We start from the raw sequence: 21,295 nt of genomic DNA, 5'->3' as shown, positions 1-21,295 counted from the left end.
CGAAGCCGGGGCCCGTGCAGGCCCGGACGAGGACGGCCGCGAGGTGAAGTGCGGCCTGGCGAGTGAGGGCCGGCAGGTGCGGTACTTCCACGCGCGCGATGGCCTCCAGGGTGCGGCAGAGATCCGCTCATCGCCGCCCGCGGACCGGATCGGCCGGCGTCATCGGCTCGATCCGGCCCCCCATCGCATCAGTGATCAGCAACCGACCTATCCGGTCGACTGACCAGCCCATCAAGGAGACACGTCCTAGCTAGGGGCTGTCTCCTCGGTGGCCTACGGACGCCACTCCTGGCGGCATCGGGGGTACTCGGCGTACGACTGCGCCGGCACGTCGACCGCGTACGCGAGACCTGCGTGACGTGGATCCGCCGGGTCCATTGCCTGGTAGTCCCAGGCCGGCATGTCGACCGGGTCGAGCATCGGCAGGTGACTGTCGAGGAGGGCGTGGGCGCCGAAGCGATGGGCTCGTAGGCGCAGCAGGAAGACGACGGGTCCCAGAGGACGACGGCGACACGGACCGATGCCCGGGATGAAGCTTGCGGAATTCTCGGCACACCACGGCCGGCAGGCGGAACCCAGGATCCCCGGTGGCGTCATAGGGCTTCGGTCCGTACCCACGATGAGAGTCCACGAACGAGAGGAACCCCGGCCGACGCGCGGCTGGGGTTCCTCAAGGCGGTGAGTATCGGTCAGCGGGTGGAGTCACCCACGCCGTAGACAGCTCGTCCACGCGTCGGCGGACCGCATCCCATCGCGATCACCGTGGAGCAGGCGGGTCAGCGCTGCAGGGTGAGCAGGCCCGGCCGGTACGGCAGGGCCGGGTAGGGGGTGTCCTTGGGGAAGTCCGTGAGGCCCTGGTAGAGGAACTGCAGGTTGCAGGGATCGATGGCCATGGTCTGGTCGGGGTTGTTGCGGATCAGGTCACCGTGGCTGATGCCCCGGGCCCAGGTGGAACCGCTGTTGGCCTGGCCCGCGAAGGGGCTGCTCTCGCTGCCGGCCTGGACGGTCCACGGACCGTCCAGGCTGGGGGCGGTGAACGAGCGGAAGTAGCGGTTCGTACCCTTCGCCTCAACGATCATGAGGTACTGGTCCCGGCCCTGGACCTTGTAGACCTCCGGCGCCTCGAACAGGAGGTCCTCGGTGTCGCTCATGACCGTCGTGTACGAGGAGCCGAAGCTGCTGGGGAAGTTCGCGAGCGGCATGCTCGCCCGGTAGATCTTGCCGTTGTCACCGGCGAAGAACAGGTACATGTTCTGGTTGTCGGCGATCATGGTCGCGTCGAGCGGGGCGTCGTGCTTTGTCGGATCGGGGTTCGGGGGAAGGGTGCCGGTGAACAGCGGCTGCGGGTCGGACCAGCCGTTGGGGTTGGTGGGGTCGCTGGACGTGCTGTAGACGAACGACGGCCACTGGTACACCATCACCCAGATGTTCTTGGTCGAGAGGTAGAACACTTCGGGCGCCACCGCGTCCCGGTTCGTCTTGTTCTGGGTGGCCGCCCCCATGTCCGACCAGTTCGTGAAGGGACTGAACCCCGTCGAGTGCCAATTCGTTCCGTCGGAGGTGGTCGCGTAGACCAGGTGCTTGCCGTTGTACGTGGTGGTGGCGAAGTCCTTCAGCGCGACCTGCCCGTTCGTCGGCTCCGCCAGCGGACCCGTCGAGGTCCAGCGGTAGGTCGACGGAAGAGCACACGCGTTGGTCACTCCGGACAGGCCGGTCCACTTCTGGTTGGCGCCGCCGTGGCACGACCAGAGCCGCACCTCCGTGCCGTTGGCCTTGCCCCAGCCCGAGGCCTCCAGGCACAGCCCGGACCGCACGCCGATGACCGTGCCGTCGGGGTTCACCCGCCACTGCTGGTTCTCGGTGCCGGTGCACGTCCAGATCTGCACCGGGGTCCCGGGCGTGGTGCCGCCGTTCCGGGCATCCAGGCACTTGTTGCCGTACACGGTCAGCTGGGCGCCGTCCGTCAGCGTCCACTTCTGGTTGATTCCACCGTGGCAGTCCCAGATCTGCACGTTCGCGCCGTCGGTCTGGCTGAAGCCCGACACGTCGAGACACTTGCCGGAATCAACACTGCGCAAGTCGCTGGTGGTGGCCGCCTGGGCCGGGCTGGCGACGAGCAGCGCCGCCAGCGCGGCCAGGGCCGCGACCGCGGCGGCGAGCACCGCGGACGGGCGTCTGAGGCTGAAACTACGTCTGTGCATAAGGACCTCGTCATCCTTGAGCAAGCGACTCCGGCTCGGCCCGTCAGGGGCTGTCCGGAGACGGTGTGGTGCGGCCCTGAAGTGTTCGACATAGCGAACACGGGTCGAAGTGTCGAGCAAACTGGATAATAAGGTTCCGGTGATCAGCGTCAATACCTCGCGCAAAACTCGCGGACGGAAACGTTCGCAGGCAGAAACCAGGCGGCTTCAAGTCCCGTGGCTGTACGGGTCTTTGGCGTGAGGGGCAGGTAGCGGGGCGGGCGCGGGCTTGGTGATCATTACGGACCCCGGCCAGGTCGCTCACCTGAGCCTCTGGTTCGGCTCGGTGCCCGACCCGCGCTTGCGGCGGGGCCGGTGGCACTCACTGACGCCGGTCCGGTCGACGTGTGCCTGCGGCGGTCGTCTGCGGTGCGGGGAGCGTCGAGAGCTCACCGAACGGGGTGCGAGGGCCTCGGGTGGGCCGTTCACGGGCCCTCGCTGTGGGCCGTCACCTGCTCGGGTGCGGCGTACACCGTCGTCGTCGGAGATCGGGCGTGCGCCGGGGCGGTGACGGCGACGCCCCGGACCGGGCGGTGGCTGCCTACCTTGCCGACCAGCACCACGCCACCGACCGGCACGGCGGGGGGATCGTCGGCGTCCGCACCCGCAGTTCGCGGTCCCGAAGGAACTGCACGAGGACGTCCATGGGTTGATCTTCGCACCGGCGGGGCGCCTCGGGTGGGGCTCGCCGTGATCAGTTCGGCTGCGGAGCCGGAGCCCGTGCAGGCCCGGACGAGGATGGCCGCGAGGTGAACTGCGGCCTGGTGAGGGAGGGCCGGCAGGTGCGGTACTTCCACGCGAGCGATGGCCTGGCCAGCTCCGGTTTGGTGGCGAAGGTCCTCTCGTCGGGCAGGCCGTCGGGGGTGCGGTGGCCTGCGTGTCCGGCCAGTTGTCAGCCGTTTTTGCGGCCGACCGGGCCGAGGAGGGCGCGGACGGGCACTGTCACGTTGGCTGACCGGTGGGATGATCTTCTGGTTGATCAGCCTGGGAAGGGTCGTCCGTGGGGAGCACGTCGCTGTCGCACAAGGGGCACCGGTACCCGGTCGAGGTGATCTCCCACTGTGTGTGGCTGTACTTCCGCTTCCCACTCAGCTTCCGCGAGGTCGAGGAGCTGATGCTCGAGCGTGGGATCGTCGTCTCCTACGAGACGGTGCGCCGCTGGTGCGCCAAGTTCGGGCAGATCTACGCCAGCGCGCTGCGCCGCCGGCAGCCACGGCCCGGTGGCAAGTGGCACCTGGACGAGGGCTTCATCAAGATCAACGGCGAGCTGAAGTACCTGTGGCGGGCCGTCGACCAGACGGCAACGTCCTCGACATCCTGGTGCAGAACCGCCGGGACAAGGCCGCGGCCAGGCGCTTCTTCCGCAGGCTGATGAAGATAGACGCGCATGGTGGCGCGGGTGGTCGTCACCGACAAGCTCCGCTCCTACGGCGCCGCCCACCGCGAAGTCATGCCCTCCGTCGAGCACCGCTCGCACAAGAGCCTGAACAACCGGGCGGAAAACAGCCACCAGCCCACCAGACAACGCGAACGCGCGATGAAAGGCTTCCGCTCTGCGGGCGGAGCGCAGCGGTTTCTGTCCGCGTTCAGCGGCATCTCACCCCACTTCCGGCCCCGCCGACACCTGATGCCCGCCCACGACTACCGAGCCGACATGACCATCCGCTTCGCCATCTGAGAGCACATCACCGGCGTCGCCGCCCTCGCCGCCACGGCCTGAGCACAGGCCCGGCTCCCAAGCCCACCCTGGCCCTGACGCGCCGCCAGGCAGTCACACAGCCAACAACGTGACAACGCCGTCCGAGGCCTTCCATGCGGCCTACGCCCACCTCCTGCGGGCGTCCGAGCGCCTGGTCCAGAGCGGCCGGGTGCGCCCCGATCAGAACCCGGGGATCGTCGCCGACCAGCTGTGGAGCTGCGTCCACGGCTTCGTCACCCTGGAGCTCGGCGGCCACTTCTCCCACCGGTCCGACCCGGTCCTGCAGCCCATGATGGTCAGCGCCTTCGTGGGCATCGGCGACGACGCCGACCTTGCCCAGGCCTCGCACTCAGCGGTCCTCGGGCCCTGACGAGCGGGGTGCGGTCACATCCTTCGCGTCAATGCCCGCGCTTGGGGCGGAAGGACACCCGACCGCTACGCCGCAGGAACGAGATCGTCGAAACGAGGCGACCGCGCTCCGGGTCGGGCGCGAGCCCGGCACCCATGCGGTGCAGCTGGTCCTCGTGCCACCCCAGGTCGAGCAGTCCGTCGAGTGCCTTGAGATCGGCGATCTTGCCGAGGATGCCGCGCATCCCGTAGCGCAGCTGGTGGGCGACCACGACGTCCGCACGGCCGGTGAGGAGCAGGTCCGCGGAGTCAGGGGTCGTCGCGGTCGGCCGTGCGATCCCGATGACGTCGCACTCCCCCGCGCCCACCGCCTGCTCCATCGCGGCGCGGGACCGGAAGCCGCCGGTGACGGCCACCGGGATGTCGCCGACCAGGTTGCGCACCGTACCGGCGTACTCCAGGAAGTAGGCCTCCCGCGCGCGGGTCGATGCGGCGGCCGAGCCGCCCATCGCCAGGGACTCGTAGCTGCCTCCGCTGACCTCGAACAGGTCGATCCCTTCCTTGGCCAGGGCGGCGACCACACCGCGGGACTCCTCCTCGCTGAAGCCACCGCGCTGGAAGTCGGCGGAGTTGAGCTTGATACCGACCCCGAAGTCGGCGGAGACACGGGCCCGGACGCGGCGTACGACCTCGAGGACGAACCGCATCCGGCGCTCGGCGTCGCCACCCCACTCGTCGGTGCGCTGGTTCGTCAGCGGCGAGAGGAACTGTGAGACGAGGTAGCCGTGCGCTCCGTGGATCTGCACGCCGGCAAAGCCGGCCTTCTCGCACACGGCCGCAGCCGTGGCGAAGCGGTCGATGATCTCCTCGATCTCCGCGCCGGTCAGCGCCCGCGGAGTGGCGGCACCCGGGAGGTTGAGCGCGACCGGGCTCGGCGCGACCGGAGTGTGACCGAGGGCGAGCAGGTTGGACTGGCGGCCGGGGTGGTTGAGCTGGACCCACGTGGGGATCCCGGCGTCCCTGGTCGCCGCGGCCCAGCGGGTCAGCGACTCCAGGTCACGCTCGTCCTCGATGACGACGTTGCCCGGCTCGCCCAGCTGACGGCGGTCGACCATGACGTTGCCGGTGATGACCAGCCCGTAGCCGCCCTCGGCCCAGGTGCGGTAGAGCTGCACGAGCCGGTGGTCTGGGGCGTTGTGCTTGTCGGCCATCGCCTCGCTCATCGCGGCCTTCATGATCCGGTTGGGGAGCACCTGGCCGTTCGGAAGGATCAACGGGTCACGGAGCGAGTCCACCGTCCGCGTGCCGGCCTTGGTCTTGCCTGCGGTGGCGGGCCGTGTCGGCCGACTGGTCTTGTTGGTCATCGCGAGATCCGTTTCCGTCGATCGCCTCGCAACAGGGAGGCATTGTATGCCGATCGTAATATTACGATCGGCAGACAATAGGCTAGAATCGTCAGCGCCGGCAAGTGGGACAGACAGGGAGCAGCTTCGTGGCGCGCTATTCCAAGGAGCACAAGCATGAGACCCGGCAACGGATCATCGAGGCCGCCAGCCGACGCTTCAAGCAGGACGGGGTCGACGGCTCCGGCATCGCGACGCTCATGGCCGATGCCGGCCTGACCAACGGCGCGTTCTACGCGCACTTCGAGTCCAAGGACGACCTCGTCGCCCACGTGATCGCCTACGAGCTGGGTCGGCAGGCCGACGTACTCGCCACCATGCCGCAGACCCGCGCGAGCCTGCGGGAGTTCGTGCGCGAGTACCTGTCTCCGGAGCATCGCGATGCTCCCGCCGCCGGGTGCCCCTCTGCGGCACTTCTCGACGAGATCGTGCGCTGCGCGGGTCCGACCAAGCACGCCTACACCGAGGCCGTCGAGCGGATCCTCGACGAGATGGCGGCCCGCATGGTGCCTCGCGATCCCGCGTCGGGCCGCAGCAAGGCCCTCGGCCTCTACACGATGCTGGTCGGGACGCTGCAGCTGGCGCGCGCAGTGTCCGACCCTAAGCTGTCGGGCGAGGTCCTGGAGTCGGGCATCAAGAACGCCGAGCTCCTGCTCCGCTGACGTCCGCTCAGGCCGCGACGGCGACCGGTTCGGCACTCGCTGCCGCCACCCTGGACAGCCGGAGCGCGACGAGCGAGGCCAGCAGCATGCCGATGGCGACGGCGTACCACGCCCGGGTGAAGGCGGCCTCGTTCTCAGCACTGTCGACGATCGTCACCAGGATGCTCACCCCGAGCGCCAGGCCGACCTGACGGGCCATGGTGACGACACCGCCACCGGTCGAAGCCTGGGCAGGCGGGAGGGTGGCGGTCGCGGCAGCGACGAGGCTGGGCATCGCGAGACCGACGCCGACGCCACCGAGCACCCACGGAGGCAGAAACCCGGTCCAGTACGCCGGCGTGCTGCTGAGCGCCCATGCCTGCCACAGCGCCGCTCCCGCGAAGAGCAGGCTCCCGAGGGCGATCATCCGGCCGGGCTGAGCACGGGGGAAGAGTCGGTGTGCGAGCAGCGTGGTGATCGGCACCGCGAGCGGCCCGAGGGCGATCGCCAGGCCGGTCTGCAGCGCGCCGTACCCCCAGCCGAGCTGGAGCCACAGGATCGCGCCGAGCAGCGCGGCCCCGAACGCGCTGTTGAAGACGAGGGTGGCGAGGTTGGCCCACCGGAACGCCGGTACGGCGAGGAGGTCGGGCGCGATGATCGGGGACGGGTGCTGGAAGGTCCGCACGCTGAACAGGGCCGTCGCCGCGACACTGACCGAGAACGCGCCGAGCACCCGGGCCGATGCCCAGCCCCAGTCACCGCCCTGGACCAGGCCGAGCACCAGTCCTCCCACCGCCAGCACGAGCAGCAGCGCTCCCACCAGGTCGGGTATGGGGGTGCCGTGGTTGTGCCGCACGTCCGGGACGTAACGGACCGCACCGAGGATCAGCAGCAGCCCGGGGAGGAGGTTGATCCAGAACGCCCACTGCCACGACAGCTGGACCAGCCCTCCACCCAGCGCCGGACCGAGTGCGGCCGCCACGGCGCCGGTCATCGCCCAGAGCCGAGCAGCCGGGGCGCGCCGCTCGGGATCGAGCGCGGCCAGGAGCAGGCCGAGGCTGGCCGGCGTCATCGCCGCGGCGGCGACGGCCTGGAGTGCGCGGAAGGCCACCAGCCACCAGATCCCCGGCGCGAAGCCGCACGCCAGGCTGGCTGCGACGAACAGGCTCATGCCGGCGATGAACGCCCGCTTCTGACCGGAGCGGTCGGCGAGCCGGCCCATCGGGACCAGCAGCGCCGCGTAGACGACGGCGTAGGCGTTGAGGATCCAGCTCAGCTCGGAGACGTCGCTCCCGGCGAAGTCCCGGCCGATCTCGTCGAAGGCGACGTTGACGATGAAGAGGTCGACGCCCGCCAGGAAGGCAGCGCCGATCAGCACCGTGGTCACGACGCGCTGGCTTTGGTTGTCCATAGTCAGACACTAGGTGGCTGACTATGGACTCGGCAAGCTAGACTGGTCGAATGAGCGTCCTCCTGGCCGGTGGTCTCGCTCAGCGCAACGACGAGGCGCTGGGCGACCACTGCCCCCTCGACCGGGTCGTGCAGCAGATCGGCAACCGCACCTCGCTCCTGCTCCTTCGCGAGATCTTCTACGGCGCCTCGCGGTTCGACTCGCTCGTCAAGCGCGTCGGCGTGACCGAGGCCGCCGCGTCCCAGCGGCTGCGGGAGCTGGTCGAGGTCGGCGTACTGACCAAGGAGCCGTACCGCGAGCCCGGCCAGCGGACGCGCCACGCCTACGTGCTGACCGAGGCGGGCCACGGCCTCCTGCCCGCGGTGCTGGCCCTCATCCAGTGGGGCACGGCGCACACCCCAGGCGGCGGCCCCCGCCTCACCCACCACGGCTGCGGCGAGCCGGTGGCCGTCGAGGTGCGGTGCGCCGCCGGGCACGTCGCCGACGAGGAAGACCTGGTGGTCGGTGGCCGTCGATGACATCCGGCTCAGTCGGTTCCCTCGACAGAGGCAAGGAACCCGCGGAGGATCTGGGCGGTCCTCTGCGGGAACTGGTCGACGAAGAAGTGACCGCTCGGCAGGGTGGCGGTGGACATCCGCGACAAGCGGGCCGCCCACAGCGCCTCGATGTCGAACAGGCGGGCGATCCCACGCTCGCCCCAGCACACCAGCGCCGGACAGTCCACCGTGCGATGGAGGTCCGCTTCGTCGAGAAGGAGGTCGACCTCGGCCGCTGCCCGATAGTCCGCGCACCCACCGTAGATCGCCTCTCCCAGTCGCCAGCTGCTCCGGTACGACGCCAGTTGCTCAGGATCGAAGTCCGAGAGGTTCATCGCGCCCCACCCCGTCAGGCACCCCTCGAAGAAGTGGTCCGCATCGGCGGCGATGACCTGCTCGGGAAAGGGCGCGGGCTGCTGGAGGAAGTACCAGTGCCAGTAGGCGCGGGCGGTCACCGCATCGACCTGGGTGAGCATGTCGTAGGTGGGCACGATGTCCAACACGGCCACTGACCGCACCGCCTCCTCGTGGTCCAGCGCCATCCGGTGTGCGGTGCGGGCGCCGCGGTCGTGGCCGATAACGTGGAAGCGCTCGAACCCGAGCGCTCGCATCGTCGACCTGGTCCTGCGCCATCCGGCGGAAGCTGTAGTTGGCGAGGTCGTCGGACGGCACCGGCTTCGCCGAGGCGTCGTCCCCTCGAAGATCCGTACACACGACGGTGTAGTGGAGTGGGAAGCGGAAGTACAGCCACACACAGTGGGAGATGACCTCGACCGGGTACCGGTGCCCCTTGTACGACAGCGACGCGCTCCCCACGGACAACCCTTCCCAGGCTGATCAACCAGAAGATCATCCCACCGGTCAGCCAACGTGACAGTGCCCACTGAGCGCCTGCGCGTGCGCCGAGGGCGGGTTGTCGGGTGCCAGGCGGCCGGCGATGTCGTCGATGACGCCCAGGCCGTCGGTGAATGTCCGCTTGGTCGCGTCCGTGCAGCGTCCGATCTCATCGAGCAGGGCGGCGGTCGGGCAGCCGTTCTCGGGGTCGTCGCGGTGCTCGGCGGACAGGTACGCGCGGACGAATTGTTCGAGCCCTGCGCAGCCCGGCGCCAGCGCCTCAGGGCTCGCGTTCTGCGCGCCCAGCTGGTCGGCGACGGCGTTCGCGACGAGGTCCTCCTTGGAGGTGAAGTGGGCGTAGAAGGCGCCGTTGGTCAGGCCCGCGTCCGCCATGAGCGTTGAGACTCCGGAGCCGTCGATGCGTCCTTCTTGAACCGGCGGCCGGCCGCGGCGATGATCCGCTGCCGCGTCGCCCGCTTGTGGTCTTTCGTGTAGCGCGCCACGCACTCCCCCTCGTCGCTCCGGTCGAGAGGCCGCTTGACGCCCGCTGACTCCCGTTCTAGGGTAATTGCATTACGGTCATAATCTAATCACTGGGGAGGCCCACCATGACCACAAACCGGCCGGTAGCACTCGTGACCGGAGCGTCGTCAGGCATCGGCAAGGCGGCCGCGCTCGCGCTCGTCGACGCGGGATTCGACGTCGTCGGAACGAGCCGCCGAGCCTTTGGGGACGCCCGCCCCGACGGCGTGACGTTCCTCGACCTCGACGTGGCCAGCGACACCTCGGTCGCGGGTGCGGTCGACCGCGTGATCGAGAAGTTCGGAAGGATCGACGTCCTGGTCAACAACGCCGGCATCGGCTCCGTCGGCGCCGGCGAGGAACGCTCCCTCGCCCAGGACCAGCAGCTGTTCGACATCAACGTCTTCGGACTGATCCGCATGACCAAGGCCGTCCTGCCGCACATGCGCGCCCAGGGCCGCGGCCGGATCATCAACATCTCGTCCGTCCTCGGGTTCCTCCCCGCGCCGTACATGGCCGCCTACGCCGCGTCCAAGCACGCGGTCGAGGGCTACTCCGAGTCCGTGGACCACGAGGTCCGCCAGCACGGCGTCCGCGTACTGCTCGTCGAGCCCGCCTACACCAGGACCGCGTTCGAGGCGAACTCCCCGAAGCCCGCCACGCCCCTGCCGGTCTACGAGCAGCAGCGGCAGGTCTTCGAGCGCATGATGGGCGCGGCGATCAAGGACGGCGACGATCCCGCCACCGTCGCCAAGGCGATCGTCGCCGCGGCGACCGACCCGAAGCCGAAGCTGCGCTACCCCGCCGGGCCGACCGCCGGACGCGTCAGCACCCTGCGCCGACTCGTCCCCTCCCGCGCCTTCGACCGGCAGATCCGCAAGCTCAACCAGCTGCCCGCCTGACCGACCCCCATCGATCGACGCCACAACCAGCACCAGGAGCCTTCCGTGGACCTGTCCACCAGCACCGCCCTCGTCACCGGAGCCAATCGGGGCTTCGGGCGGGCCCTCGCCGCCGAACTGCTCAGCCGCGGCGCCACCGTCTACGCCGCAGCCCGCAACCCCGACCAGGTCGACCTGCCGGGCGCCAAGCCGATCGCGCTCGACATCACCGACCCCACCTCCGTCGCCGCCGCCGTCCAGGCCACCGGCGACGTCACCGTCCTGATCAACAACGCCGGCGTCTCCACCGGCGCCGGCCTGCTCGCAAGCGGCGAGGACTCCATCCGGCTGGAGATGGACACCCACTACTTCGGCACCCTCTCGGTGGTCCGTGGCTTCGCCCCCAGATCGCGGCCAACGGCGGCGGCGCGATCCTGAACGTCCTCTCCGTCCTGTCCTGGCTCAGCTTCCCGCAGGCCGGCGCATACAGTGCCGCCAAGGCCGCGCAGTGGTCGCTGACCAACGCCTTGCGCGTGGAACTCGCCCAGCAGGGCATCCGGGTGGCCGGACTGCATGTCGGCTTCATGGACACCGACATGACCCGGGGGATCACCGAGCCCAAGTCCGATCCGGCCGACATCGCCCGGATCGCGGTCGACGGCGTCGCCGCCCGTGCCCACGAGATCGTCGCGGACGACTTCAGGCCGCCAGGTGCAGGCCCAGTTGGCTGGCGGCGTCGCAGTCGTCTACCCGCAGCTGGCCGGTACCACCGGCTAGTGTCCTGCGCCAGAGATCGGTCGGCAGAAGCGGGCGAGGGAATCGAGGATCTCTTCGGCGGTCTTGGTCCAGATGAACGGCTTGGGGTCTGCGTTCCAGTCCTTGACCGGTACCCGGTCGAGGTCATCTCCCACTGTGTGTGGCTGTACTTCCGCTTCCCCCTCAGCTTCCGCGAGGTCGAGGAGCTGATGCTCGAGCGTGGGATCGTCGTCTCCTACGAGACGGTGCGCCGCTGGTGCGCCAAGTTCGGGCAGATCTACGCCAGCGCGCTGCGCCGCCGGCAGCCACGGCCCGGTGGCAAGTGGCACCTGGACGAGGGCTTCATCAAGATCAACGGCGAGCTGAAGTACCTGTGGCGGGCCGTCGACCAGGACGGCGACGTCCTCGACATCCTGGTGCAGAACCGCCGGGACAAGGCCACCGCGCGCTGAAGAAGATCGCCCGTGCCGGCGGGGCCGTGGTCCTGCTGGACGGCACCCTCATCCGCACTCGGCGCCGCACCGGGAAGGACAACCGGAAGAACTACAGCGGCAAACACAAGTCCCATGGCCTGCTGTTTCTCGCGCTGACCGACGAGCAAGGCAACGTGATCTGGATCTCGGCGGCGAAGCCGGGCCGATCCAGCGAGATCACCACCGCCCGCCACAACAAGATCACCAGACACCTGCGCGAGGCCGGTCTCGGAGCCCTGGCCGATCTCGGATTCGTCGGCCTGGACGACGACCCCCGACGACCACCCGGTGATCATCACCGGCCGCAAGACCACCCGCAACCACCAGCTCACCGACGCAGAGAGAGAAGCGAACCGCCTGCTCAACCGCGAACGCGCCGCCGTCGAGCACGGCTTCGCGAACCTGAAATCGTGGCGCTGCCTCACCAAGGTCCGCATGAACACCCGTCACCCGACCACCCTCCTGCGAGCCCTCCTCGTCCTGGCGAACACCGAGGTCGAGCCGTGACGGACGATCTCGCCCCGATGATCACCCCGCCCACCAGCACGAGCACCCCGACCGTGACTCACACATGAGCCCTGACCAGGCAATTCAGGATGAAATGATCTCATTGCACGGGGTGGCCGATCTCGAAGCCGTAGCGACGGCCGGCCTCACGGGGCTTCGCGCTTGCCCGCGGCCGCTGGCAGAGCGTACTGCTGGGCCGGGTCACGGGAGAGCAGCCCCGTGCCACGCTCGCGACTGCGGACGTTCTCATGGACCAGCTCCCCGAGAGCGAAGGGGCAGATACCTGGTTGGTGTACGGCGAGCAGAAGCAGCACATTCACCTCAGTCACACCACGCCTCGCAGACACGGTCCGCACCCACGAGCCGGCAGCGGGCGCTGGTACTGCCGGAGCCGGCCAGCACTGCTGCCCACCGACGCCGCTGTCACGCTCAAGCGTCATGAAGCAAGTGCCGTCATCACCACTGACATGCGGGCAGGATTTTCGGTCCGGCACCGGTCCGCTCCGGCAGCCGAGGTCGTAACCGCCACGATCCGCCAGACCAACCCTGACCAGCACATACCTACCCACCCAGGCCACGCAGCCAGAAGGAAATCCTGAGCCGATCGCTACGCTCCGAAATGATCACTAAACCTGCACCTCAGAGCCTGCCCTCATCTCAACTGTCCCAGGAAAACCCAGGTCAGAACCATGCAGTACCGCAGCAAGAGATCCCGAAACGATCACTAGATACGCATGTCAGCACATCATTCACCTAGTGATCGTTAGCGGATTTGTCACAGTCTTCCGCTGGCACCGCGAGTGGGGACCATCCCCGCGGACGCGGGGAGCACATCCGGGCGTGCCGGATGTCGTCCAGGTCGGGGGGACCATCCCCGCGGGCGCGGGAAGCACGGCGCAGCCACAGACTGGCCCGGACCGTAGGCCGGTTCATCCCCGCGGGTGCGGGGAGCACGGGTACGGCGAGGACCAGGACGACGTACCTGGGACCATCCCCGCGGGCGCGGGGAGCACGACAGGCGCCAGGTCACGTCCTGGTCGACGTCGGGACCATCCCCGCGGGCGCGGGGAGCACGCCTGGATGCCGCGCGCGAACTGGTTGAGGTAGGGACCATCCCCGCGGGCGCGGGGAGCACAAGACAGGCCGGGGCCGCACGTCCATGACGCCGGGACCATCCCCGCGGGCGCGGGGAGCACGGCGTACAGCTTCCGCGCAGCGAGCCGGTGTGGGGACCATCCCCGCGGGCGCGGGGAGCACCTTTGCCACTACGGGGCCTCCGTCCACGCGTCGGGACCATCCCCGCGGGCGCGGGGAGCACGGCGCGGCCCTACTTCGCGGCCCAGCCGCCGCCGGTCGCCGCGGGACCATCCCCGCGGGCGCGGGGAGCACCTGGCGCGGCATCAGTCGATGGCCCGCAGCTTGGGACCATCCCCGCGGGCGCGGGGAGCACTCCGTGTCGCTGATGGAGACCGTGGCGCAGTGGGGACCATCCCCGCGGGCGCGGGGAGCACGCCCAGCCCTGGGCCCGAAAGACTCTTGGCGCGGGACCATCCCCGCGGGCGCGGGGAGCACGGCGCCTTCACCGGCGGCCAGATCACCATCACGGGACCATCCCCGCGGGCGCGGGGAGCACTGCTTCATGTTGGCCAGGATGATCTTCACGTAGGGACCATCCCCGCGGGCGCGGGGAGCACTTCGCGTTCTACGACCCCGGGAACGGACCGTGGGGACCATCCCCGCGGGCGCGGGGAGCACACCTGGGACGCGCTGCTGGAGCGGGGCGCGAAGGGACCATCCCCGCGGGCGCGGGGAGCACTGCTGCTGGCGATGCGCGCGGAGAACGTGCCGGGGACCATCCCCGCGGGCGCGGGGAGCACTTTACGGAGGTGACGTCCGGGAGCAAGAGGAGGGGACCATCCCCGCGGGCGCGGGGAGCACCCCACGACCGGACCGCTGGACGTCCGCACCGAGGGACCATCCCCGCGGGCGCGGGGAGCACGCCATGCTCAACCTGGGCGACGGGGAGGACGAGGGACCATCCCCGCGGGCGCGGGGAGCACCCCCCGCCGAACTGGCCCGGGCGCGCGCCCCGGGGACCATCCCCGCGGGCGCGGGGAGCACCGGGTCTGATTCCCGCCCCGCAGGATCGTCTGGGGACCATCCCCGCGGGCGCGGGGAGCACTTCCACTGCCGGGACGACGCGATCGTCATCGAGGGACCATCCCCGCGGGCGCGGGGAGCACCACGTAGGAGAGCACGGCTTCCTGCACGGTGAGGGACCATCCCCGCGGGCGCGGGGAGCACCAGCTGATGCACGAGGCACGGCGCGGAGCGTCGGGACCATCCCCGCGGGCGCGGGGAGCACACTCCATGACCTGCTCGTTTAGGCTCGGCGGCCCACGTTTTTCAGCACTTTCATGGATTCCGACTTTTGCCCTTTAACCGGCATTCCTTATTTCATTCTCTCGTGAATCGGCGGCGTCTGGCGGCCTTGCTCCAGCCTTGTTTAGGGGTGGTGTGGGTGGTCCTGGCGTTCGGGTTGGGGCGGCGGATGAGGGTCAGGCCCTCGTGGTCGACTGGATGCCAGGCGTGGTCGTGGGTGAGGAAGGTGAAGCCTTGTTCGTTGTTGGTGGTGTGGGCGAGTAGAGCGCGGCCTTGTCCTGCGTATTGCCGGACTTCGTCCCAGAGGGCGTCGCGGATACGGGCTGACGGGTTGCCGATGAAGACGCCCGCCGAGATCTCCAGGAGCCAGCGGGTGAGGAATCCCCGGAGTCCGGGCGGGCAGTTGGTCAGGACGATGACAGTCACCAGAGCACCGCTTCCTCGCTGCCGGGGTCGGCGTAGTTGCGGCCTGAGGCGACCTGGTGGCCGCGGTCGGTTTGGAGGGTGACGCGGTCCACTTCTTCGGCGGTGTGGGAAGTGGTGTCCGTGGCGTCGGGCAGGAGGAGGGTTTTGATGTCGTCGACGCAGCGGTCGAGGAGGGATGTTGCGTTGATGTGGTCGCGCAGAGCGCGGCGTGTTCGGGGGCCGACGTCTTGTTCGTCCTCTGCCGCGATGTCGAAGGCGAGGGGGATGCCGATCTCGGTCTTGTAGAGGTCGGCGATGTCCAGGACGAAGGAGAGTTCGTGGCCTGAGTGGACGAAGCCGAGGGCGGGGCTGCAGCCGAGGGATGCGACCACGGCGTGGGCGATGCCGTACATGCATTGTGCGGCGGCGGTGACGGCCTGGTTGACGGGGTCACCGCTGGAGAAGTCGCCGGGGGTGTACTTCCGGCCCTTCCAGGGGATGCCGGTGCGGGCGGCGTGTTCGCGGTAGCAGTCCTTGACACGGCGGCCTTCACTGCCGAGGAGCCCCTGGCGGGTGAGGCCGGCGGGGTCCTCGTCGGGGAAGCGCATCCGGTACATGGCGCGTGCGACGGCGAGGCGGCTGCGGGGGTTGGCCCATTTCAGGGCCTGGGCTTCGGCGAGGGCTGAGGAGCGGGTCAGTGCGCGGCCGCCGGCGTAGTAGCGCACGCCGTGTTCGCCGACCCAGGCGACGGCTGCCCCTGTTTCGCCGAGGACGCTCATTGCCTGGTGGGTGATGCGGGTGCCGGGGCCGAGCAGGAGGGTGCCGATGGTGGCGGACGGGATGTGGGTGGTGCCGTCCGCGTCCTCGGCGGTGATGGCGTTGGCGTCGCGGTGGACGGTGCAGCGTTCGAGGTAGATGAAGGACAGGCGCTCGCTGGTGCGGGTGAGGTGCCGGGGGGTGAGCGCGGTGCGCTTGCCGACGGTCGTCACCTGGCTTGGTCACCTGCGGGGGCGAGGGTCAGCAACCCGCAGCCGTACGCCTTGGCCTTGCCCAGGCCCTGGAGGAGGGTGCGGCGCAGGAGGTCGGGGTCGGTGACCTCGAGGCGGCCGTCGAAGGTGACGGCGAGCAGGGTGACCGGCCGTCGGCCCGCTGTGCTGCTGCGGGGTTTGGCGAAGGACAGGTTGCGCTGGTCGCGGACGAGGAGTTCGTAGCGGTCGCCGTGGTGCGGGGCTTTCTTGTGGGTGGTGCCGCCGGGCAGCAGTCGTTTGCTGTCGGGTTTTTCGCAGATGCGGAAGCCGCAGCGTTCTTGCCGTTCCAGGAGCCAGGACATCTGGTGGACGGGGGTGATGTGGGCGGTGCGTTTGGTGGGTTCGTCGTCCTTGCGGCGGATGTGGTGCACCGGGTTGGCGGTGAGCCGGAATGCCCAGCGGGTTCCGGGGGTGAGCCGGTCGAGGAACGGGGCGTAGGGACGTGTCTGCCAGCCGGGGTTGGCCGGGTCGGCTGCTGCGGCGGCGGGCCAGCCGGCCTGTTCGACGAGGTGGGTCATGTCGGGCTGGTCGGGGCTGACCACGTACAGGAAGACTTCGGCGGCCGCGTTGCGGTCCAGGCGCCACAGCACCCGCGGCCCTGCGGTCGCTGCCGTGTCGGCTTGGGTGGGCAGCAGGTGGGGGAAGGACGCCATGACGGCGGCGTGCAGGGACTGGGGGGAGGAGAGCAGGCGCCGGGCGCCGGGGCGGGCGGTGTTGATGCGGAAGCGGGACAGATACATCAGGCGCTCTCTTCCTCCAGAGCGGCGAACGGGTCGTGCGCGGGTACGGCCCTGGTCGCGGGGGCGGTCGTCGCGCTGGGGTTCGGTGTCTGCACGGTCGTGGTGACCACGGGGCGCAGGGCGTGGCGGCGGTGGTCGGCGGCGAAGCTGAGGGGCTGGTCGCGCAGCAGGTCCGCATCCGCTTCGTCGGGGCGGGCCTCGCGCAGCACGGTCAGGGACACTGTGGCCTCGCGGCGGCGCTGTCGCCGGTACCAGGCGGCGGCCTGCCAGGGCTCCGCCGTGAGTGCCTCGGTGAGCTGGGCTGCGCGGTGCAGGCTGAGGCGGATGGGGTGGGCCGGCGGGCAGGAGCGGCGGCCGAGGTAGGGGGGATGGGCGGGGCGGTTGAGGGCGGCGCCGATCTCGTCGAGCAGGTCGTCTGTGCCCTCGACGGCGGCGACGAAGACGGCGTCGGCGAGGTAGTACCGCTCCGACAGGGGCATCGGCTTGCCGGTGTCCGCGTGGTGGGCGGTCTGGAAGTCACGCACCCTCGTGCCGGGCTGGTCGATACGGACGGCGAAGCGGAGCGCTGCGAGGCGGGCCAGGCCCGTGTCGTCACCGCGGTCCAGGCCCTGGGCGGCGGCGAGCATGCCGATCACGCCGCTCTTGGTCGGGGCGGACTCGGTGGTGCGGCGGGCGAACCGGGCCGAGGCCCCCCATGCTTGCAGGGGGCCTGCCAGCCGCAGGGTCAGCACGCTCATGCGGGCTTGTCCATGCGCTCGGCCACCGCCTGGCCGACCGCGGTGACGAGCGCGGACAGGCTGGGCGTCTGCTCGCCGAGGCCGGCGAGCTTGTCGGTGGCGGCTCCCACGCGCAGGATCCAGGTTACGGTGGACTGCTCGTCGCCGTAGGCACGTTCGACCTCGGGGATGTACTCGGCCAGGCGGGCGGATGCCTCCCGCAGATGCCCTCCGCCCGCCTCGGCGGTCACCGGTTCCTCGAACGCGGCGACGAAGCTGATGGGCCGGGTCGTGCGGAGCTTGACGACGACGGCGTCGGGCAGGGTGTGGTGCCCGAACGTGTTGACCTTGCCTTTGGGCAGTGAGGCGACGAAGGCGTGCACGAACGCCTCCACGGCGCGCCGTACGGGAGTGGTGAGCGGCTCGTCCTCGCGCAGTCCTTCGCCGAGGTTGGCGGCGAGCTGGTGCACGCTGAGGGCGGCGTAGCGGTAGAGGGTGGCCGAGTTGAAGTCGACCGTTCCGATCATGCCCGCGCCGGTCTCGGCGTCGGTGTTCTCGTCGTCGACGGCCGTGTAGTAGTCGGATTCGTTGTCCACCCGGTGCACGCTGATCGCGTGGGCCACCTGTGTGGCGGCATCGACGTTGAAGTCCGCGGAGTCGGCGACCATCCGCCCGAACAGGGCGATGTCCACGGAGTGGCGGGTGTCGGCGATCTCCTTGGCCCGCGCCTTGTTGGCCTTGTCCTTCAGGTAGGCGGTGATGTCGGCGGCGCCCTCCACGGCGAGCGCGGCGAGACCGTCGAGCTGGCGGGAGCTGAGGAACATCAGGTACTTCGACTCCGGCGCCGCCTCCTTCTCCTCCTGCCCCCCGGCCTCCGTCTTCGCCTTGCGTGTCTTGCGCTCCGGCGCCTGGATCTTCGATCCGGTGGCCGTCTCGATCACCTCAGCCGCCAGCCGCAGCGCCTCAGCGTCCTCGACCGACGGATCGAGGCCCGTGATGCGGGCGGCGAGGAGTTCGGCGACCTTCTTCGTCCGCACACCCAGTTCACTCGGGTCGAGGAGCTGCTCGTTGCGGAAGTACTCGCGGGTGACACGCTTCCACGCCTGGCTGGAGACCCGGGCCCGGGGAACCCCGCCGTAGACGGCCGACTTCGGGGCTCCGGTGTCGTCCCGGTTGATGTTGCTGGGCGGCACGGTCTGCAGGGCGTGCACGTCGAGGAAGATGCGGTTCACGAAGCGTCCTTGGTCGTGGCGGAAGCGGAAGAAACAGTCGCGCCGGGTGCCGGCGCGACCGGGGCGCCGGCTTCGGCGGAAGAGGTGTGGGGCGGACGGTGGGCCTGGAAGGACCGGGCCCACGCCCGGCGCACCGTGTCCCGGCCGCCGGGCTGCTGCCACCGGTAGAGCTGCTCGGCGAGCAGGGCGTAATCGAGTGCGATGTCCTCGCGGCGCAGCAGCAGCACGATCTCCCGCAGCCGCACGGCGAGCGCGGGAAGATCGGGAGCGTGTCCGGCGCGTACGAGGCGTTTGAGGATGGTCTCGTCGATGTCGCCCGCCGGCATGAGACGACGGACGGCGCCGCCGAGCCCGGCGGGCGTCTCGGTGCGGTGGCGCTGGTGCATGCCGGTTCGACGTGACTGCTGATGCAGTGCCCACAGGGTCACCGCCACGTGGACGGCGTCCTCGGCACGCGTCAGGTCCTCCTCACGCGGGGGCCGCCCGCCCTCCGTGACCGGGGTGTGCAGAGGGCCGGTGTCGATCAGACCCCACAGGTCCGGGACCTGCTGGATCTCCTTGCCGGCGCCGCGGCGCAGCCGCGCCAGTGCCGCCACCGCACGCGGCTGGTCGGCCAGATATCCCCGCTGCAGGTCACGAATCTGCTCCGCAGTGATCTCCCGGATCCGTTCCGGGAGCAAGACGAAGGTGGCGGTGCTCACGAGTACGCCCTTTCTGCGAACAGGCCCGCATCGGCTTCAGCGTCGCCGGCCGAGCCGGCGACGGGCGGCTGCTTCTCGTCCGTCCCAGCGCCGGAGACGTCCGCGACACCCAGTGCCTGTCCCAGCCGGTAGCGGAACCACTTCTCGACGTACGCGGAGTTGCACCACACGGCGCCCTTGGCCGTGGACACGATCCGGCCCTCCCACGCAGCATCTGCGGCCTCGTCCAGCAGCCGGTCACCGAGACGGCCGACGAGACGGTGGACCTGGCGCCGCCAGAGTGTGCGCTGCTCGTCGGGGTCCGCCGCATCGGCCAGCGCGCGCAGCCAGATCCGGTACGGGTCATCCAGCGCGTCAAAGCCGCGCTCGCGGGCCCTGGCCCGGGCGCCCTCCGTTTCCGCTCCCGCGGCCCGCGCCAGATCGGTGGCCAAGTCCCCCAGAGCGGTGACCGCGTGCTCCGCGTCCCCCACCGCGTCGATCGCCTGCAGGGCGTAACTGCGGTCCTGGCGGTGCAGCAGCACCACCGCCATGGACAGCTGGTCATCGACGATCTCATCGATCACAGACTGCTGGGTGCCGTAGACCGCGCCAACCACCCGCGTACGGATCAGGAAGCCGCGGGGCAGCTCTCCTTCCGTCACCAGCCGGGCCACCCACTCCAAGATCCCCGGGCGCAGCACCGCGGCCGCCTCACCGCCCTGACCGGCCACCTGCCTCTCGGCGATCAGCGAGGCCAGCCCCCGCCACACCGCCCGCGACGGGTCATGCTCCCGCGGCAGATAGACCAAGGCTTCGCCGCGCTTCTTCTCCTGGGCCTTGCTGCGCCGCCACGCGGTCATCGGCTCACGCGTGTGCAGATTGTGCGCCGTGAGCGGGTCACCGTAGCCGAGGACAACCCCATGGACACCGGCCTCGTCGAAGTGCAGGCGCATCCGCCGCGTCTGCCACGTGTACAAGTCCCGCACCCCGGAAGGGCGCCGCCCTGCCGCGGCAGCGGCCGTGCACGGCTCACGCCGCCAGGCCGGCCGGTCCTCACCGTCCACACGCAGCCCGGCGGTGTCCGCGGCAACCAGGTTGAGCAGCAGCGTCTCGCGCAGCGTGTCCCCCTCGGCGAAGACCCCGCCCAGCGTGCCGGCCCAGCCCACCCCGAGCGGGTACACCTTGCCGCTCCTGGCACGCTCGTCGCCGACGGCGCCGGTCTTGATCCCCGAGGTGTCGTAGGCGTGCGCGTGAACCACCCAGCGGGCGGCCTCCGCGAAGCCGAGCCGCTCGACGAACGGCATGCGGGAGGTGAAGAAAGGCTCTCCGTTGGGGACGTCCGCGACGATCCGGTTGAGCGAGAACACCTCGTCGCGGGCCGTCCGCAGACCGGCCACCTGGAAGAACGGGGCAGTCGGATGCAGAAGGTCGAACCGCCCACGCTGCTCATCGAGGTACGCAGCGACCGGTGCGAAGCAGTCGCCGTCCGCCCACAGCTGCGACCAGCCGTCGAGGTCCTCCGGCCCGTCCAGGGCGTCGTGGACGATCGCGAGAAGCAGCCGCAGCAGGGCGAACTCCTGGGTCGGCACATCGCCCACGATCCGCCGCACGCCGGCGGCCTGCGCGAACACCTCGGTCAGGGACAACTCGTCCGTGCGGCCGTCGCCGTACAGGACCGGGATCCACGGCCGCCGTGTCAGGTCGAACGACAATAAGCCGTCTGTACGGCTCCCACTGGCGTCAGGCACGCGTCACCTCAAGTCCGTCTGAAGGGCTGTAACGGAGTTGGAAGCCTGCCAGACGGGTCTGACAATCCCGTTCCGGAAGCGATGGACCGGCTAGGCGATGAGCCGGTGACTGT

The 21,295-nt window shown here is 70.0% G+C and carries 19 protein-coding genes, 7 pseudogenes and 1 CRISPR repeat array; of the genes and pseudogenes, 9 read left to right on the top strand and 17 right to left on the bottom strand.

From position 1 onward, the window contains the following. Window positions 1-48: 48 nt before the first annotated feature. The 4 genes and pseudogenes from ACZ6BB_RS38100 to ACZ6BB_RS38085 all read right to left on the bottom strand — a co-directional run. Window positions 49-232, bottom strand: a pseudogene (locus ACZ6BB_RS38100) (hypothetical protein); the annotation flags it as partial. Window positions 233-273: 41 nt separating this feature from the next. Next, complete coding sequence (locus tag ACZ6BB_RS38095) at window positions 274-420, bottom strand: hypothetical protein (RefSeq protein WP_471619693.1); 147 nt, start codon at window positions 418-420, stop codon at window positions 274-276. A 356-nt stretch (window positions 421-776) separates the two neighbouring features. After that, a complete protein-coding gene (locus ACZ6BB_RS38090; RefSeq protein WP_471619692.1) occupies window positions 777-2,201 on the bottom strand; it encodes a non-reducing end alpha-L-arabinofuranosidase family hydrolase in 1,425 nt (474 codons plus the stop codon). Window positions 2,202-2,665: 464 nt separating this feature from the next. After that, on the bottom strand, window positions 2,666-2,818 hold the full coding sequence (locus ACZ6BB_RS38085; protein WP_471619691.1) for a hypothetical protein: 153 nt from the start codon (window positions 2,816-2,818) through the stop codon (window positions 2,666-2,668). A gap of 536 nt (window positions 2,819-3,354) precedes the next feature. Between ACZ6BB_RS38085 and ACZ6BB_RS38080 the strand changes: the two are divergent. Further along, window positions 3,355-3,918: pseudogene (locus ACZ6BB_RS38080) on the top strand (IS6 family transposase). A 109-nt stretch (window positions 3,919-4,027) separates the two neighbouring features. Next, entirely contained in the window at window positions 4,028-4,309 is a 282-nt protein-coding gene (locus ACZ6BB_RS38075; RefSeq protein WP_471619690.1) for a TetR-like C-terminal domain-containing protein, read from the top strand. A 28-nt stretch (window positions 4,310-4,337) separates the two neighbouring features. Here the strand turns inward: ACZ6BB_RS38075 and ACZ6BB_RS38070 are convergent, their stop codons facing one another. Then, the gene (locus ACZ6BB_RS38070; RefSeq protein WP_471619689.1) at window positions 4,338-5,651 is read right to left on the bottom strand and encodes an NADH:flavin oxidoreductase/NADH oxidase family protein; all 1,314 of its coding nucleotides are present in this window, start codon (window positions 5,649-5,651) and stop codon (window positions 4,338-4,340) included. Between the two features lie 128 nt (window positions 5,652-5,779). Between ACZ6BB_RS38070 and ACZ6BB_RS38065 the strand changes: the two genes are divergently transcribed. Continuing rightward, window positions 5,780-6,352, top strand: coding sequence for a TetR/AcrR family transcriptional regulator (locus ACZ6BB_RS38065; RefSeq protein WP_471619688.1), 573 nt, complete (start codon window positions 5,780-5,782; stop codon window positions 6,350-6,352). A gap of 7 nt (window positions 6,353-6,359) precedes the next feature. On the opposite strand, the gene ACZ6BB_RS38060 is transcribed toward ACZ6BB_RS38065, so the two are convergent. Beyond that, window positions 6,360-7,742, bottom strand: coding sequence for an MFS transporter (locus tag ACZ6BB_RS38060; RefSeq protein ID WP_471619687.1), 1,383 nt, complete (start codon window positions 7,740-7,742; stop codon window positions 6,360-6,362). A gap of 50 nt (window positions 7,743-7,792) precedes the next feature. Here ACZ6BB_RS38060 and ACZ6BB_RS38055 point away from each other — a divergent pair, with 50 nt between their 5' ends. Beyond that, a complete protein-coding gene (locus tag ACZ6BB_RS38055; RefSeq protein WP_471619686.1) occupies window positions 7,793-8,260 on the top strand; it encodes a winged helix-turn-helix transcriptional regulator in 468 nt (155 codons plus the stop codon). 8 nt (window positions 8,261-8,268) lie between these two features. Here ACZ6BB_RS38055 and ACZ6BB_RS38050 read toward each other — a convergent pair whose 3' ends face one another. The 3 genes and pseudogenes from ACZ6BB_RS38050 to ACZ6BB_RS38040 all read right to left on the bottom strand — a co-directional run. Continuing rightward, entirely contained in the window at window positions 8,269-8,889 is a 621-nt protein-coding gene (locus ACZ6BB_RS38050) for an alpha/beta fold hydrolase (RefSeq protein ID WP_471619685.1), read from the bottom strand. Window positions 8,890-8,989: 100 nt separating this feature from the next. Next, window positions 8,990-9,094 (bottom strand): annotated as a pseudogene (locus ACZ6BB_RS38045) (IS6 family transposase); the annotation flags it as partial. 66 nt (window positions 9,095-9,160) lie between these two features. Continuing rightward, window positions 9,161-9,615 (bottom strand): annotated as a pseudogene (locus tag ACZ6BB_RS38040) (TetR/AcrR family transcriptional regulator); the annotation flags it as partial. A 105-nt stretch (window positions 9,616-9,720) separates the two neighbouring features. On the opposite strand from ACZ6BB_RS38040, the gene ACZ6BB_RS38035 reads away from it, so the two are divergent. The 5 genes and pseudogenes from ACZ6BB_RS38035 (at window position 9,721) to ACZ6BB_RS38015 (ending at window position 12,251) form a co-directional block, all read left to right on the top strand. Next, window positions 9,721-10,536: an oxidoreductase gene (locus ACZ6BB_RS38035; RefSeq protein ID WP_471619684.1), complete on the top strand. Its 816-nt coding sequence runs from the start codon at window positions 9,721-9,723 to the stop codon at window positions 10,534-10,536. Between the two features lie 45 nt (window positions 10,537-10,581). Next, window positions 10,582-11,292: pseudogene (locus ACZ6BB_RS38030) on the top strand (SDR family oxidoreductase). Between the two features lie 125 nt (window positions 11,293-11,417). Then, window positions 11,418-11,717 (top strand): annotated as a pseudogene (locus tag ACZ6BB_RS38025) (IS6 family transposase); the annotation flags it as partial. Then, window positions 11,645-11,968 (top strand): annotated as a pseudogene (locus tag ACZ6BB_RS38020) (transposase family protein); the annotation flags it as partial. The pseudogenes ACZ6BB_RS38025 and ACZ6BB_RS38020, both read left to right, overlap by 73 nt. Before the next feature lie 64 nt (window positions 11,969-12,032). Continuing rightward, on the top strand, window positions 12,033-12,251 hold the full coding sequence (locus ACZ6BB_RS38015; protein WP_471619683.1) for a transposase family protein: 219 nt from the start codon (window positions 12,033-12,035) through the stop codon (window positions 12,249-12,251). 146 nt (window positions 12,252-12,397) lie between these two features. On the opposite strand, the gene ACZ6BB_RS38010 is transcribed toward ACZ6BB_RS38015, so the two are convergent. The 8 genes from ACZ6BB_RS38010 to casA all read right to left on the bottom strand — a co-directional run bounded on the left by ACZ6BB_RS38010 (window position 12,398) and on the right by casA (window position 21,182). Beyond that, window positions 12,398-12,580, bottom strand: a complete 183-nt coding sequence (locus ACZ6BB_RS38010) for a hypothetical protein (RefSeq protein ID WP_471619682.1) — start codon at window positions 12,578-12,580, stop codon at window positions 12,398-12,400. Between the two features lie 474 nt (window positions 12,581-13,054). Then, window positions 13,055-14,616: direct repeats of the CRISPR family, unit length 29 nt; unit sequence GGGACCATCCCCGCGGGCGCGGGGAGCAC. Window positions 14,617-14,708: 92 nt separating this feature from the next. Next, complete coding sequence (gene cas2e / locus ACZ6BB_RS38005) at window positions 14,709-15,059, bottom strand: type I-E CRISPR-associated endoribonuclease Cas2e (protein WP_471619681.1); 351 nt, start codon at window positions 15,057-15,059, stop codon at window positions 14,709-14,711. After that, window positions 15,056-16,027 carry a type I-E CRISPR-associated endonuclease Cas1e gene (gene cas1e / locus ACZ6BB_RS38000; RefSeq protein ID WP_471619680.1) on the bottom strand — a complete coding sequence of 324 codons (972 nt, stop codon included), beginning with the start codon at window positions 16,025-16,027 and terminating at the stop codon, window positions 15,056-15,058. Before cas1e ends, cas2e begins: the two co-directional genes overlap by 4 nt. Next, window positions 16,024-16,806: a type I-E CRISPR-associated protein Cas6/Cse3/CasE gene (cas6e, locus tag ACZ6BB_RS37995; protein ID WP_471619679.1), complete on the bottom strand. Its 783-nt coding sequence runs from the start codon at window positions 16,804-16,806 to the stop codon at window positions 16,024-16,026. Before cas6e ends, cas1e begins: the two co-directional genes overlap by 4 nt. Further along, entirely contained in the window at window positions 16,806-17,543 is a 738-nt protein-coding gene (cas5e, locus tag ACZ6BB_RS37990) for a type I-E CRISPR-associated protein Cas5/CasD (RefSeq protein WP_471619678.1), read from the bottom strand. The genes cas6e and cas5e overlap by 1 nt, the downstream gene beginning before the upstream one ends. Continuing rightward, window positions 17,540-18,754: a type I-E CRISPR-associated protein Cas7/Cse4/CasC gene (gene cas7e / locus ACZ6BB_RS37985; RefSeq protein ID WP_471619677.1), complete on the bottom strand. Its 1,215-nt coding sequence runs from the start codon at window positions 18,752-18,754 to the stop codon at window positions 17,540-17,542. Before cas7e ends, cas5e begins: the two co-directional genes overlap by 4 nt. After that, the gene (gene casB / locus ACZ6BB_RS37980; protein WP_471619676.1) at window positions 18,751-19,455 is read right to left on the bottom strand and encodes a type I-E CRISPR-associated protein Cse2/CasB; all 705 of its coding nucleotides are present in this window, start codon (window positions 19,453-19,455) and stop codon (window positions 18,751-18,753) included. Before casB ends, cas7e begins: the two co-directional genes overlap by 4 nt. Continuing rightward, window positions 19,452-21,182, bottom strand: a complete 1,731-nt coding sequence (gene casA, locus ACZ6BB_RS37975; RefSeq protein WP_471619675.1) for a type I-E CRISPR-associated protein Cse1/CasA — start codon at window positions 21,180-21,182, stop codon at window positions 19,452-19,454. The genes casB and casA overlap by 4 nt, the downstream gene beginning before the upstream one ends. Window positions 21,183-21,295 lie beyond the last annotated feature (113 nt).

The sequence above is a fragment of the Streptomyces sp. NPDC041108 genome (assembly GCF_055592645.1).
This window is presented reverse-complemented; position numbering and strand designations above follow the sequence as displayed.

Coding starts and splice junctions, on each gene's coding strand:
- ACZ6BB_RS38095 (WP_471619693.1), bottom strand. CDS start 420: ATGCTCGACCCGGTCGACATGCCGGCCTGGGACTACCAGGCAATGGAC.
- ACZ6BB_RS38090 (WP_471619692.1), bottom strand. CDS start 2,201: ATGCACAGACGTAGTTTCAGCCTCAGACGCCCGTCCGCGGTGCTCGCC.
- ACZ6BB_RS38070 (WP_471619689.1), bottom strand. CDS start 5,651: ATGACCAACAAGACCAGTCGGCCGACACGGCCCGCCACCGCAGGCAAG.
- ACZ6BB_RS38060 (WP_471619687.1), bottom strand. CDS start 7,742: ATGGACAACCAAAGCCAGCGCGTCGTGACCACGGTGCTGATCGGCGCT.
- ACZ6BB_RS38055 (WP_471619686.1), top strand. CDS start 7,793: ATGAGCGTCCTCCTGGCCGGTGGTCTCGCTCAGCGCAACGACGAGGCG.
- ACZ6BB_RS38050 (WP_471619685.1), bottom strand. CDS start 8,889: ATGCGAGCGCTCGGGTTCGAGCGCTTCCACGTTATCGGCCACGACCGC.
- ACZ6BB_RS38035 (WP_471619684.1), top strand. CDS start 9,721: ATGACCACAAACCGGCCGGTAGCACTCGTGACCGGAGCGTCGTCAGGC.
- cas6e (WP_471619679.1), bottom strand. CDS start 16,806: ATGTATCTGTCCCGCTTCCGCATCAACACCGCCCGCCCCGGCGCCCGG.
- cas5e (WP_471619678.1), bottom strand. CDS start 17,543: ATGAGCGTGCTGACCCTGCGGCTGGCAGGCCCCCTGCAAGCATGGGGG.